Genomic DNA, 13835 nt, shown 5'->3' with positions numbered 1-13835 from the left:
CGATGCCGCATCCCGACCTGGACCAGGTAGTCGAGGTGATCGTTGCCGGGCGCTCGGGGGCATACGACTACGGCTCGGGCTACCGGCTGGGGCGCACGCTCATCGTCACCTCCCGGCATCTGCTGACCGACACGGCGAACGGGGTGGAGGTGCGGCTCGGAGCGGCGGGGGAGTGGCTGCCCGCCGAGGTCGTATGGCGTGCCCATTCGCCCGGACTCGATGTCGCCCTGCTGGCCTTACGGGCCGATCTGGCTCCCAGCCCCCTGCTGAACCCGCCACGCCTTGGCCTGCTGCACCCCGAACCCGCCCGCACCGTTGCGGTGACCGCGACCGGCTTCCCGCGCTTCACCGCCACCTCCGACGCGGCCGGCCAACCGGTACGGGACAGCTACCAGCTCACCGGCCACATCGCCAGCCACTCCCACCGCAAGACGGGGCACCTGGAACTCAACCGGGACGGGCGCCCGCTGACTCGCGGCGAGAAGTGGGCGGGCATGTCCGGCGGGTCGGTCTTCGCACACGGCATGCTGATCGGCGTGGTGGTCTCGGCCCAGCGCGAAGATGTGCCGCTGACCGCCTGCTCGCTGGCGCCGCTCGGCGCGGAGCCCGAGGCCGGGACCCTGGATCCGGAAACGGCGGCGAGCGCCGACGCGTTCTGGGGGCTGCTGGCAGCCGACGGCGTCGACGCCCGGTGCCACCCCGCGCTGCGCCGCCCCTCGTATGCCGACCACATCCGTCAACGGGCCGACCGCGTCGGCACCTTGCGGGACCGGGAGGCCGAGTTGGCCGCCATCTACGCCTTCGCCCGCTCCGGTGAGCCGTACTGCTGGATCGTGGGGCCACCCTGGGCAGGCAAGTCGGCGCTCGCCGCGTGCGCCGCCTCCCGTCCGCCCGCTGATATAGACGTGGTGGCCTTCTTTGTTTCCCGGGGCAGTGGTGCACAGACCGGCGAGTTCCGGCAGGAGATCTGCGACCAGCTCTCCGCGCTGCTGGACGAGGAGAGGCAGATCATGTACACCCAGGCCGACCTGGAGAGCCTGTGGTACCGCGCCTGTGGGCGGGCGGAGCGGCTTGGCCGGCACCTGCTGCTGCTCGTCGACGGGCTTGACGAGAACGATGAACATCCGCCGATCGCCGCGTTGCTTCCCACGCGGACCGGCGCACGAGGACATGTCCTGCTACTCAGCCGCCGTCTCCCGCCCGTACCAGTGGAGGTGGCCCCCGACCATCCGCTCCGGGATGAGGCGAGATGCCCACGGGTCGAGCTGACGCCGAGCCCGTACGCCGGGCGGCTGAGGGACCGCGCCACCGCCGATGTGGCGGGCCTGCTGCGCGACGGCGGCGCCCGGCAGGCGCTCGGCCTGCTGGCCATCGCTGGGCCGATGACCGTCGACGAACTGGCCGGGGTTCTCGACGTCGACCGCTGTGAGGTGGCCGACATCACCCGGAGCGCACCGGCCAGGGTGCTGGTCGCGGGAGGGGCGAGCGGTGAGGAGCGCTTCGCATACGGACATGAGGAGCTGCGCCGCACGGTACTGGGCCAACTCGGCGAAGCTGCCGCCCATCGCTACCGCGCTGCCCTCCACACATGGGCGGGCCGCTACGCGAAGGAGGGCTGGCCGGACAGCACCCCGGCGTATCTCCTGGACCACTACCCGGCCCTGTTGACCGCTTCCCGGGAAACCGGCCGCCTGGCCGTGCTGCCGAGCCCGGAGCGGCTGGCCCTGTGGCAGCGCCGGGTGGGCCATGACGCCTTCGCCGTCGCCGAGTTGAGCATGGTTCTCCATGCCCTCGCCGCCGAGGAGGCCCCGGACCTTGCGGCGGTGTGCGTCCTGGCGTGGCGCCGGTATCAGATGGTCGACAGGCTCGGCAGCAGCCGTTGTCCCTTTCCCGCGGAGATCCCGGTTGCCTGGGCTCGGCAGGGGCAGTGGAGGCGGGCGGAGTATCTCGCCGCTCATATCTGGCGGCGTACCGAGGCGTTCGTCGGCATGGCCGAGATCGCGGCTCAGGCCGAGGACACCGAGCGTTTCAGGAAGTGCGCGGACCAATCCGAGAAACCGAGCTCGTGGGGGTCGCGCCTTCCCGGCGCCGAGGCTGCGCTGCTGGCCCGGCTGGCGGCTGCGTCGTGGAAAAAAGGAGACCAGACTTCCGCTCGGACGCTGCTCGGAGAGGTCGAAAGTCGTGTCAGGGATCCCAAGTGCCACGCTCAGCCGATGGATCTTGCCCGTATCGCGCTCTGTGCCGCACGGGCCGGTCATCGGGATATGGCGGAGAGACTTCTGGGTGAGGCGGCGGGGCATGCGGGCCAGAAAGCACAGGATCCGGAATGGGCGGCGCTTGTCGTGACCGCTCTTGTGGAGATCCGAGGTCACCAGGCGGTTTTGGCGGGCCCGTCGGCGGCATTTCGCGAGATGGGAGTTGAGTACCTTGTGACGAAGGCGGTGACGCTCGCCCTCATCGTCCGGGGTGCGGCAGGCGCCGATGAGCCGATTGATGCGGCGGCGTTGCTGACCGAGGCGGAGCGTGCCCTGGTCGACAGGGCCGGGGCGCTCGCACCCGCCGGGGAGGGGGAACGCGCCGACCGCGATGACCTCGCGCGCGCCGCCGCCTATGTGGCGGTGGCCGCCGCCGACGTGGGTGAGGCCGCTCTGGCCTCCCGGCTGACCGGCCTCGCGTTGTCGCACGTCGGCGATGGTGACCCGGCCGAGAGCGATGAGACCCGCGGCCACGTGGCCCGTGCGTGCGAGAGCGTCGGGGATGTCCGAAGCGCGGATGACCTGCTCGGCGCCATGGAACGCGGTGAACGCGGCCCAGCGCTTCTTACGGCGCTGGTCGGATGTGTGGACGCCGCCCGCGACTGCGCCCGGGTCCTGTCACTTCTGGAGAGCGCTGAGCGCGCGCTTCCGTCTCCCGCGCGCCGGACCGAACCCGACAACGCGCACGAATATCTCGCGGCGGCAGCGGCCCGCAACGGCCACCCCGCCATCGCCGAACGGATCATGGCGCGGGCCGATCCCCTCAAGGGCATGCGCGACTGGGACCGGTGGAACCTCAACGCCGTGCTGAGCGACATCGGATATGCGCGCCCTTGGCGCGGGGCATTTGAGGCATTCATCTGGTCACTCAGCTCTGCGTTCAAAGACACGGTCAAGGGCCCACAGGAAGATCCCTCCGCCCTGACACATGGCGCTGAGGAGCCACATGCCGGAACGACCGACGCTGACGATCTCGGCCCCGTCTACCCCGAACCGATGCGGGTATGGCGTGCCCTGCGTTCGGCGCGTCGTGCTGCAAGACGGGGAAATCCCGGCAGGGCACGGAACAAGCTCGAGAGAGCCGTACAAGGAATTGACGCCCGGGAAGCGGCAGACCCCGAGACGGATCGTGCGTTCTCGGACATCGCGGCAGCCGCGGCGGACATCGGTGACTTGACGCTGGCGGAAGACCTGCTCAAGCGCATCGGCGATGCGAGTTTCCGTACGCCGGTGATGGCCGCCATCGCCGGCGCGTTGGAGAGGGCCGGTGACCATGACGGCGCGCTGGCGCGGGTGACCGAGGCGTTTCACTACTGGCTGCGGTCAACCGGCGGGCCACGCCAGGTCCAATTTGAAGCGATCTACGCGCTGTTCAAGGTTGCCGTCTCTATTGACCCCTTGACCGCGCGTCGCATGTCGGCCGAGGCGCTCGCCACGGACCTGGACACCCCCAAGTACCTCGCTCATGCCGTGCGCGTCGATCCTGGCCTGGCGGAGCGGATCCATGGCCTGCTTGTCGAGTGATGTCAACCGGCCGGCGGCCCGTCCGGCTGTGCTGGCTGACCGGACGCGTGCCGGAACAGTTCACCGGCAAGACGTAACGCCGTGGCGCCCCGTGTTGTCAATGTCCGAAGTCGCCACGGGTGAGCTGGGGTTCATCGCGCTGCTGCCTGGCCACCGGCTCATCGTCACGCGGCCAGGCAGCAGGAAAGCCTTGAGACACTCCCGGTCTGGAACAGGTTGACAGACCGCATAACCGCTTCGGAGGTCCCCGCGCGCCGCGGCTTACCCGCCAGCGGCACGGCCAACAATGTGGGAAGGCGGAGTATCGAAGGAGGCAGATATGCCACGAGGCAGCTACGGCACCCCCATGACCACCTTCCGCGTCCCCCGGCGCAAACCCGACCCCCGTCGGCAGGGGACGTGCCCGAAGTGCTACGCGATGCAGGGTGAACCCTGCCGCGCCCGTCCCGGGCTCCGACCGCGCAACGGCGTGCACACCGAGAGGCTCAAGGCCAACGGAATCGATCCGAAAACCCTGCCTGTCTACCAAGGCGGTGTCGCAGGCAAGCAGCGCCGTGGCAAGAAGGGCCAGCACACTCAAAGGCAGCCCGAGCCTGCCAAGGCCGTGCCCCGCACCACGGACCGCAACGGCGGCTTGCCCGTGGTGCGGGCGTCCCGCCAGGCGAAGCGGCCCGACTGACCCCTGTCCGGGCCCTGCTTCCCAGGGTGTCCTCAGCGCCCGCGCCGGAATGCCGAGGGGCGGCCGGGTCAGATCGTGGCTGTCACCAGCTGGGTATCGGCAGTACGTGGCCCGTCGGTGGTGGAGCGCAGTGTGTCGATGCTGATTTGGGCGAAACCTGCCTGGTCGAGGATCTTGGTCCATACGTGCTCTTGGAGTACCCAGCGGCGCATCGTGGCGGTCTCGCCCTCGGGTGTCTTCGCAGGGATATCGGCGTGCTGGACGTCGGGCTGGGCGGGGGCGCCGGTCAGGTAGTGGGCGAGGGTGGAGAACACCAGCCGCCCGCGGGGCCGCAACGCGTAGGCTGCGGCTGGCAGAAGCTCGTGCGGATCGGTGAAGTCGACTGCTCCGAAGACGCTGTAGAGCACGTCATAGGTGCTGGCAGCGGCGCTCAGGTGGTACGTCACATCGGCGTGCACGAGGCGCAGGCGGGGGGAAAGATGGCTGTACAGGTCGGTGGCCATGGTGTGCTGGGCGGGTGAGGCGTCGATGGCATCGACCCGGGCCGGCTGGTGGTGGACGGCCAGGTGGGCGGCGTGCCGGGCGGCTCCGGCGCCCAGGTCGCCGAGGACCCGGCCGTCCAGGTCGCCCAGGACCTCGGTGCCGGGTCCGCTGTCCTGTCGCCAGGTCCAGGAGAAGGTGTCGGGGACTGCGCGGTCGGTGGCGTGGCGGGTGCGGCCGTAGTGGTGCCAGAGGTCTGCGGTGGCGGTCACGCGGCCCATCCTGGCGGGCCCGGACGGGCGGCGGGCCGATTCCGGTCACTCTCACCCGGGCGTGCCGAAGGGCCCCGGCCGCAGACGGCCAGGGCCCAGGGAGGGAGCGGTGTGCGGGGGTGGTCAGTGGGAGTCGTTGCCGTGGTGGCACGGGCCGCACTCGGCGGCGTCCACGCAGGTCAGGGGGCATCCTGATCGGCGCCTTGTGCCATCGCTACGACTTGCGCGTAGGCGGCGGCCATTCGTTCGGACGCGGGAGGCCCGGAGCCCTCGGGCCGGGGGATGCCCAGATGCCGTTCGCGCAACTCGGCCATGAAGTCGTCCCAGAACTCCGGCCCGGCGGCCAGTAGCCACTCGGCTCCCGCTCGTCGGTCGGGGGTGGTGGGGCGGTGCCGCACGCTCCACGCGCCCAGATGCGCGAGGGTGGGCACCAGTTGGATGGCTGGCTCGGTGAGGCTGTAGGTGGCGCGTCGGCCGGGGCCCGGATCGTCGCGGGTGAGCATGCCTGCCTCCAGCAGCTTGGCGAGTCGGTCCGACAGGATGTTGGAGGCGATGCCCTCCTCCGAGCCTGCTTGGAGCTGCCTGAAGTGCCGCCGGTCTCCGAAGATCATGTCGCGCAGGACGAGGAGCGTCCAACGGTCCCCGAACACCTCGACGGCGGCGTTGAGGGGGCATTCGGAGCGCAGCCTGGAGCGGGCCGCGGTGTGTGGCGTCGCTGTCATGAGTTCCTCCCGGAGAGACCGCTTGCATTTTACCAGCACCGCCGTTTAGAGTCCTAAGCGCTTGCAAAACACAACCGGCATCAGAGTGGAAGCAGGGAACCATGTCCAAGAACAAGCAGACCGTCGAGACCTACCTGGACGGCTTCCGCAAGAACGACCACGCGCAGATCCTCAGTTGCCTCACCGACGACATCGAGTGGACCGTCTACGGCGCCTTCAACCTCACCGGCAAGGAGGCATACGACGCCGCGATCGAAGGCCCGGGGTTCGTCACACCGCCGAACCTGGAGGTCGTGCGCATGGTCGAGGAGGATGACGTGGTGATGGCGGAGATCAACGGAAGCGTGGCCGTCGGCGACGAGGACACGGTGATGCGCATGTCGATGGCGGAGGTGTTCCGGATGCGGGACGGGCTGATCTGCGAGCGCCGCGCCTGGGTGATCCCGCTGAAGGAGAACGACTACCGCTGACCAACACAACATCCGCCGGCCGAGCGTCAGCGCCAGCGATCCCGTCCTCGCGGCGCTCGACGTACCAGGCGTTGTCCCATAAATGATCTACGGCATGCTGGCCGGTTGGCCTTGTTCCCCGGTCATCCGGGGGCTTCCGGCGAGGGTGAGGACGCGCAGGCGGGCGATGCCGGGCACGGTGCGGCGGACGCCGTCGCCCTTGAGGCGGCAATCCGGAGGATCTTCCCGGTCTTCATGCGGGCGAAGGCGTATTCCGGGCAGGCGTGGACCTCGCGGTAGGAAGCATCGTGTTCCGCTTTCCAGGGCAGGCAGCTCGCTCCGGCCGCGTTCGCGGCGGTGCGGGATGACCAAGCGGTGCCGCGCGGTTCGTGGGATTCCACGCGCTTGAAGTCGTCGCTCACGCCTCAGATCGTTTCCTGTGGAATCGCTGTTGGCCAGCACGTCGGCGGCCTGGCAGATGCGCCACTCGGCGAGGTAGGCCATCGGTGGGCTGCCGACGAGATGGCTGAAGCGCTGGGCGAAAGCGTGTGATCTAGGTGTTGCGGGTCGTGACGTTGTTGACGGTGGGGCTGCTATGTAAGGGGCGGGTCCTTGGGCGGCAGGATGAGAACTGCCAAGTCACCCATCCGCCAGCGAAAGGACCCGCCTGGTGTCCCACCGTAATGCCCCGTTGTCCGTCGAAGGCCGTCGTCGTCTGGTGCGCAGGTGTCGGGACCGTCCGATCGCCCACGTCGCCGCGGAAATGGGCATCTCGCGGGCCTGCGCGAGCAAGTGGGTCAACCGGCACCGCCGCCACGGCGACCTCGGCCTGCACGACCGGCCCAGCACACCCCGGCACCAGCCCACACGGACACCCGGCGAGACCGTGACCCGCATCGAGTCGATGCGCCGCCAGCACAGATGGTCCGCAGCCCGCATCACCTTCGAGTTGCAAGCTGACGGCACGGTCATCAGCCGCCGCACGGTCACCCGCCATCTGCACCAACTCGGGCTGAACCGCCGCCGCTTCATCGACCCCGACGGCGGCACAAACCGCACACCCCGCACCATCACCGCCCGCCGGCCAGGCCACATGGTCCACCTCGACGTGAAGAAGACCGGCCGGATCCCCGACGGCGGCGGCTGGCGTGTCCACGGCCGCGGCAGCGACCAGGCCAAGCGTGTCGCACGCACCAAGACCCGCAGCACCCGCCCCGGCTACCTCTACCTCCACTCGGCCATCGACGGCTTCTCCCGCCTGGCCTACACCGAAGCACTACCCGACGAGAAGGCCGCCACAGCGATCAGCTTTCTCCACCGGGCCCGGGCCTTCTTCGCCGCTCACGGCATCAACTACATCCAGCGGATCGTCACCGACAACGGCGCCTGCTACCGCGCAGGCGACTTCGCCCGAGCCCTCCACGGCTCCCGCCACCAGCGGATCACGCCCTACACGCCACGGCACAACGGCAAAGTCGAGCGCTACCAACGCATCCTCGCCGAAGAGTTCCTCTACAACCGCGTATGGACCTCAGACGACCAGCGAACCCAAGCCCTGACCACCTGGAACATCCACTACAACTACCATCGCCCTCACACTGCCGCCAGAAACCAGCCCCAGCCTCCCGACTCCACGCAGGCGTCACCAACCTCATGGCCTCATACAACTAGCCGTGGGTATTACCGCTGGCGGATCGACTCTCAGGGACTTGAAGCAGGGTCAAAAGTCGGGCTGGAAGTCGTAGGTGTAGGGGCCGCTCTGGTAGCTGTCTGTGGAGATAAGTTCGGCGGTGTCTGTGCTGTCGGGCGATACATCGTTCAGGGAGCCATTGAGCGTGGCGATGTCCTTCTTGCCTTTGAAAACGGTGATCGTAAACGTGTTGACGCCACCGGCCTCATCGCTGCCGGTGTACGTGATACGCGCGCGTCCGCCGAAGCTACCCAACCCGTCGTCCTTCAGCGCAATTGATTCTAGCCGCCAGTCGCCACTTTTGATCGGCGGCTTTCGCCCCCCGGTTTCAGGGGAAGGGCTGCTGGTCTGCGTCGGCGAAGTCTTGGTCTCGGTCGGCGTCGGCGAGGTCTTGGTCTCGGTCGGCGTGGGCGATGATGTCTCGCCGTTGTCTCCTGTTCCGCCGCACGCGAGCTGAGCAGTCAGCAGCGGCGCCAGGAGAATCACCAATCTCTTCATCTCAGCCTCCAAGCCCTACAACACGTAACACCCCCAATTCCGGAAGTAGACCACTTACCAAGATTGACGATCTGTATAGACACGCCTGCTGTCCACAACCCGCAGCTTGATGGGCGTCGTTGTTTTGTCGTTGGGCTGTGTCATGGGTTGTCCTTGGTTGCTGGCTGGTTGACCTGTGGTCTTTGTGTCCGGGCCTGTCGTTTGGGTGTGACAGGGGCTGTCGAGTTTGCCGGGTCAATACGTGTCGTGTGTGTAGGCGGGCCCGCTGCCGGGGCCCGGCGACAGCGCGGGCTTCAGCGGGTCTGCGCACTGGTGTCAGCGGGCCTGTGCGGTGGTGTCAGTACCGGGTGGGACGCTGTCGCGTATGAGTCAGCCGCGCCGGCGGGTGTACGGGAGCGACCACGACGACCCGTACCCCTACGCCCGTCCTGGCCGCTCCTACCGGGAGTTGGTGGGCGGTCCGGCTCGATGGCCTGCTGCTCGATGTCACCGGCCAGAGTGAGGTCGAGCGGGCCGACGGCTCGGCCCTGATAACCGAGATCGGCCGGTTCGGACCCCGCCGGCCGAGCCCTCTACAGCCCCACCAATTCCCTCGTGGAACTGGGAAGGCGACACCCCCCCTGAAAATCCCACGCCTGACAGCACATTTCCTGAGCCGGAATCTGATGTTTGGCGTTTGGTTTTCAGTGGTTCGGCGTGAGGGTTTCAGTGCGGCTTGTGGCCGCGCGGCCTGGGGGGTTGCTGATGGGCGGCTGCGCGCACTGAAGATCAGATGCCGAGTTGACGCTGAAGGCTGCCGTCGAATCTCGATGAAGACCAGGCGCTGAGCGTGTAGGCGCCCTTCCGAAGCTAGTGGCATCGATGTTGCTGATGTCATTCGTCGAGGTGATCGAGGTCGGCGTGTCTGCTTGCGTGGTGGTTGGGCTGGAGAGCCTGCCTCCGGACGGCGAGGGACGTCGGAGGGCAGGCGGGTGGGTAGGCAGGAGGGCTCCGGCTCCTGGGATGCCGGGGAGTGCTCGGTCGGCGTGGACCGGCCAAGCGCTGTTGCTCGGCTGCTGGCCCTGGATGAGCGGGGAGAGCTTCGTACGGCTCATGTGCGGCTGGTGGCCTCCGCAGTGGGCGTTGCGGAGCGCACCGTGTGGAACTGGTTGTCCGCGGCGCGACAGGAGGGGCGCACAAGGCCACGGCCCCGTCCGCGGTTCACGGTGACGCAGGAGGTTAGGGAACTGCTCGCGTTGTGGGGCGGGAACGTCTCTGCGGTTCACCGTGAGCTTGCCGCTCGGGCAGCGAAAGACCCTTCATCGAAACCGGTCCCTTCTCTCTCGGTGCTTCACCGCGCGATTGCCCGGGATCTGTCGGCGGGGGAGCGGGCCGGGTTGCGGGAGGGTGAGGCGGGCCGGCGTCGGTTCGATGTGTACGGAAAGCGTCCGCCCACCCACCGGAATGCGTGTTGGGAGGGTGATCACAAGCGGGTCCCGGTCCGGGTGATGGTCGAGGGGGAGGCGGTGTGTCCGTGGGTGACGTGGTTCGTCGATGTCGCGACGAAGGTGATCACTGGTGTGGCGGTCACTCCGCATGCCCCGGCCCGGGATGCGGTGCTGGCAGCCTTGCGTACGGGTATCAGCCGCACCGGCCCGTATGGTCCGGCCGGTGGTCTTCCCGCAGCGGTCAGGGTGGACCGGGGCAAGGAGTTCTTGTGCCGGACGGTCTCCCAGGCGCTGGGCGGTTTCGCGGTCCCGGTCGAGGACCTGCCCGCCTACACGCCGTACCGCAAGGGCACGATCGAGGCCCTGAACAGCGCGGTGGAGGAGATGTTCCTCGTCTCTCTGCCCGGCTACACCCGCCGTGCCCGTCCCGCCGGCGCTCACCGCCCCGACCAGGCTGAAGACCTGATGTCCTTCGCGGACTTCGTTACGGACCTGCTGGGCTGGGTGCGGTGGTGGAACACCGAGCACCACCCCTCCGGACTACCGACAGGGCAGACTCCGATTGCGGCCTGGGAGGCGGACCCGACACCCGTCGAGGACGTGGACGAGGAGCAGCTGGCCTTCTTCGCCCTTCAGGACGACGGCCGGCTGCGGAAGATCTCAACCAGCGGTATCAGGTGGCGGCGCCGCTTCTACATCGCCCCGTGGATGGTCGGGCATGTCGGCACCCAGGTGAGGCTGCGCTATCTGCCGCACTACGACGGGCAGATCGAGGTCTTCCAGGCCGAGCAGCCCGGCCGCCATCTGGGGACCGCCTACCTGGCCGAACAGGCAACCCCCGAACAGCGCAGGGCGCTCAGCGCGGTCAGGGAGAAGAAGGCCCGCGCACTCAAGGCCGACCTGAAGGCCGCGGAGAAGCTGCGCCGTACCCGCTACACCGCCACCACCACACCGGGCACTCCCCGCCCGCGGCGCACGGTCACCGGCAAGCAGGCCCAGGAGGAGATCGCCCGCGCCCAGGCCACGGATCTGGCCGCCCGCGCGCTGCCGGACCTGATCCCGCCCCGGGAGCCGCCCGCCGGCTGGGCCCGCCCCCGCCCAGCACCCACCACCCCGCCACGCCCAGGACCATCCCGTAACACCCCTGCGGCAGAGGACACCCCAGATACCGAGGCCCCTTCAGACAGCAAGGAGTGAGAAACGAAGATGGCTACCGGCGAACGCAGGGGACGCCTGCCAAGCCAGCGAGAGGACCACTTCATGCGCCTGCCCGGCGCCCAGGTCGTCTCCACACAGGCCCTCCTCACAGCCCGGGAGAACATCCGCGCCGCGATCGAGGCGAAAGCGATGATCTGTATCTACGGGCAGGCCGGCAACGGCAAGTCTTTCGCGGTCAACGCCTCCCTGCGGGAGCTGGCGCCCACTCTGACCCGCCGGATCCAGTTCCGGGCCCGCCCCACCACACGCGATCTGCGGCATGAGCTCTTCCACGCCCTGGGCCTGCACGGCCGCCCGCCCTCCCACGCGATCGAGTTCGACCGCATGCTGCGCGGCGCACTGGAAGAACCCCGGGTACTGGTGTGCGACGAGGCCCAGTGGCTCTCGAAGCTGTGTTTCGAGTACCTGCGCTATTTGTGGGATGACACCGACTCCGACCTGACGATCGTCTTCACCGGCGGCAACGGCTGCTTCGAGATGCTGCAGAGCGAGCCGATGCTCGAATCCCGGGTCTATGCCTGGCAGGAGATCGGCGGCATGCCCCTGGATGAAGTCCTCACCGTCATCCCCGCCTTCCACCCCATGTGGGCCGACGCAGACCCCGACCTGATCGCGCTGTGCGACCAGGAAGCCGCCCACGGGAACTTCCGCGCCTGGGCGAAAATCACCCACCACCTCACCATCGGCCTGCAGGAGACCGGCCGCGAAACGGTGGACGAGGACCTCCTGCGCTGGGCCTACAGCAAACTCCGCACCCGCCAGGCCGCCTGATGCTCACCTGCCCCCACCCACCGCCCATCACCCTGATCACCGACCCCCACGACAACGTCACCCACACCCGGGCAGCACTGACCGCCCACGACCCCGCAGAGGGCCGCACCACCGTCCACCCGACCCCGGGAACCCGCTCCACCCTCGCCCTCGCCCACGACATCCTCGCCACCCTGGGCAAACCCGTCCCCCTGACCGGCTACCGCCCACTCGACCCCCGCCCGGCCTGGATGCTGTGCGCCGCCTGGATCCTCGCCCTCCCCCTCACCCACCTCACCCTCCTGCGCGCCCACCTCCTCGACCCCCACGCCCTGGACGACCTGCTGACCCTCCGCGCCAGGACAGGGCTGCGCCTCGCCTTGGTGTGCCACCAACGAAAGGTCCCCACGAGCCTGGAGAGGGCACTGAGCCGAACGGACCACTACCTCGCGGACGCGGAAGCACTCCTGCCCGCCGAGGAAACCGCCACAACCGCCACCCGGCCCAGGACCAGTGCTCCAGCCAAGCCCTCACGCCGCTGGATCACCCTGCCGGCACTGACCACCCTGCGCTCCCTCGACGAGACCGACCACTGCACCTGCCAGCCACCGCCAGCCGACGAACGCGGCTTCACCCCACCCTCCATCTCCGCCGCCGACCGCAGCCTGATCGCCTCCCGCCTCCAAGCGGCCACCGCCCACCCGCACCTGGCAGCCCAACTGGCCACGGCTTGCCACACCGCCGCCTCGATGCCCCAGCTGCTCACTGCCCGTGTCACCGACGCCGCTTTGGACGCCCGCACCCTCACCCTCCACGATCCGGCGAACGCCCGTCAGGGCTGTATGACCCACCACGTGCCCCACTGGGCGCGCCCCTTCCTCCGCGCCACCGTGTTCCTCCACCTGCTGATCACCGACAGCAAGGATTCCCGTCTCTTCGCTGATCCGCTTCGAGCAGCTCGGCTGCCGCGTCTGACCGACTTCGCGGAGCAGTGCAAACTCCGCCCGCCTCAGCCGCTCCTGTCAAAGAACACCCGCCGGAAGACGCCGCCACCCACCGTGTGGCCCCTGAGCACTGCTCACCACAGCACACTCCGCGAGAAGGACACGGCCGGCTTCCCTCAACTCCTCGGCCACAGACAGCCGGTGGGCCGTCGACGGCGCCACGTGTGAGCAGCTTGGCAGGCCGACAGCCGGGCTTCCCCGGCCGGGCCACGTGGGCCCGGAGCTGGTCGGTGCTCCCTGGAAGATGGGCCGCGTGTTTGTGGTGGGGTTGCGTCAAGGGCCGTCCTTGACTGCCGGTTGGTTGGCCTGGGGGTTTTTGTGTCCGGGCCTGTCGTTTGGGTGTGACAGGTGGTGTCGTTTGCCGGGTCAATGCCGTGTCGTGTTGCACCCCGCTCACCACCGAGTTGACAGCCCATTCGGAATTTCCTCTACTCCATCACCGGTCAGGTATTGAGGGGAATTCACTTCCGAATCCTGCGCGGTGTCAGATGCTGCGGGGCGGTGTAGTGTGACCTCAATTTCGACCCCATCGTGCATACTTGATCCGGAGTCAGGGGATTTCCCTGGAAGGTGCGGGGGAGTGGTTGAGAAACCCAAAATCGACCCCGACGTGCATACCGGGGGAGGTCGAGTGAGGACCGAACCCCTTCTCTGTAGCCCGCGAGTGGGTGGCCCCGGAGGGGACACGCACTCACACAGGAGCAAGAGAGGCCAGCAGTCCGGTGACAAGGCAATGCCACTCCTCACAGGATCGGTTGGCACCGGCCGGAGGCCGGTGCCCCGGCCCCGGAGGGGACGGCTGGACCCCGGAGGGGGCCAGGTTGTCCGCCGCGTAGCGGCGGCGCGTCGTGTCTGCGGAGCAGACCG

9 protein-coding genes and 3 pseudogenes are annotated in these 13835 nt (G+C 68.5%); 8 read left to right on the top strand and 4 right to left on the bottom strand.

Translation table 11 applies throughout. From position 1 onward, the window contains the following. Positions 1-2: 2 nt before the first annotated feature. Positions 3-3779 (top strand): hypothetical protein, encoded by a 3777-nt coding sequence (locus tag ACTWP9_RS29190; protein WP_443249298.1) that lies wholly within the window; start codon positions 3-5, stop codon positions 3777-3779. 319 nt (positions 3780-4098) lie between these two features. Further along, entirely contained in the window at positions 4099-4458 is a 360-nt protein-coding gene (locus ACTWP9_RS29185) for a zinc finger domain-containing protein (protein WP_443249297.1), read from the top strand. 68 nt (positions 4459-4526) lie between these two features. On the opposite strand, the gene ACTWP9_RS29180 is transcribed toward ACTWP9_RS29185, so the two are convergent. Beyond that, positions 4527-5219: a class I SAM-dependent methyltransferase gene (locus tag ACTWP9_RS29180; RefSeq protein WP_443249296.1), complete on the bottom strand. Its 693-nt coding sequence runs from the start codon at positions 5217-5219 to the stop codon at positions 4527-4529. A 170-nt stretch (positions 5220-5389) separates the two neighbouring features. Next, complete coding sequence (locus ACTWP9_RS29175; RefSeq protein ID WP_443249295.1) at positions 5390-5932, bottom strand: winged helix-turn-helix transcriptional regulator; 543 nt, start codon at positions 5930-5932, stop codon at positions 5390-5392. A gap of 101 nt (positions 5933-6033) precedes the next feature. Here ACTWP9_RS29175 and ACTWP9_RS29170 point away from each other — a divergent pair, with 101 nt between their 5' ends. Beyond that, complete coding sequence (locus ACTWP9_RS29170) at positions 6034-6402, top strand: nuclear transport factor 2 family protein (RefSeq protein ID WP_443249294.1); 369 nt, start codon at positions 6034-6036, stop codon at positions 6400-6402. An 87-nt stretch (positions 6403-6489) separates the two neighbouring features. Here ACTWP9_RS29170 and ACTWP9_RS29165 read toward each other — a convergent pair. Beyond that, positions 6490-6780, bottom strand: a pseudogene (locus ACTWP9_RS29165) (hypothetical protein); the annotation flags it as partial. Positions 6781-7051: 271 nt separating this feature from the next. Between ACTWP9_RS29165 and ACTWP9_RS29160 the strand changes: the two are divergent. Further along, positions 7052-8052 (top strand): annotated as a pseudogene (locus tag ACTWP9_RS29160) (IS481 family transposase). Positions 8053-8101: 49 nt separating this feature from the next. On the opposite strand, the gene ACTWP9_RS29155 reads toward ACTWP9_RS29160, so the two are convergent. Beyond that, positions 8102-8569, bottom strand: a complete 468-nt coding sequence (locus ACTWP9_RS29155; RefSeq protein WP_443249293.1) for a hypothetical protein — start codon at positions 8567-8569, stop codon at positions 8102-8104. A gap of 364 nt (positions 8570-8933) precedes the next feature. On the opposite strand from ACTWP9_RS29155, the pseudogene ACTWP9_RS29150 reads away from it, so the two are divergent. From ACTWP9_RS29150 to ACTWP9_RS29135, 4 genes and pseudogenes are all read left to right on the top strand, one after another. Beyond that, positions 8934-9182, top strand: a pseudogene (locus tag ACTWP9_RS29150) (hypothetical protein); the annotation flags it as partial. Positions 9183-10086: 904 nt separating this feature from the next. Then, positions 10087-11193 (top strand): Mu transposase C-terminal domain-containing protein, encoded by a 1107-nt coding sequence (locus ACTWP9_RS29145; RefSeq protein WP_443249292.1) that lies wholly within the window; start codon positions 10087-10089, stop codon positions 11191-11193. A 63-nt stretch (positions 11194-11256) separates the two neighbouring features. Beyond that, positions 11257-11985 (top strand): AAA family ATPase, encoded by a 729-nt coding sequence (locus tag ACTWP9_RS29140; protein ID WP_443249291.1) that lies wholly within the window; start codon positions 11257-11259, stop codon positions 11983-11985. Beyond that, on the top strand, positions 11985-13136 hold the full coding sequence (locus ACTWP9_RS29135; RefSeq protein WP_443249290.1) for a hypothetical protein: 1152 nt from the start codon (positions 11985-11987) through the stop codon (positions 13134-13136). Before ACTWP9_RS29140 ends, ACTWP9_RS29135 begins: the two co-directional genes overlap by 1 nt. Positions 13137-13835 lie beyond the last annotated feature (699 nt).

The sequence above is a fragment of the Streptomyces sp. 3N207 genome (genome assembly GCF_052246355.1).
In the GTDB taxonomy this organism is placed as follows: domain Bacteria; phylum Actinomycetota; class Actinomycetes; order Streptomycetales; family Streptomycetaceae; genus Streptomyces.
Note: the sequence above shows the minus strand (reverse complement) of the source record. Positions and strands in the feature narration are given on the sequence as shown.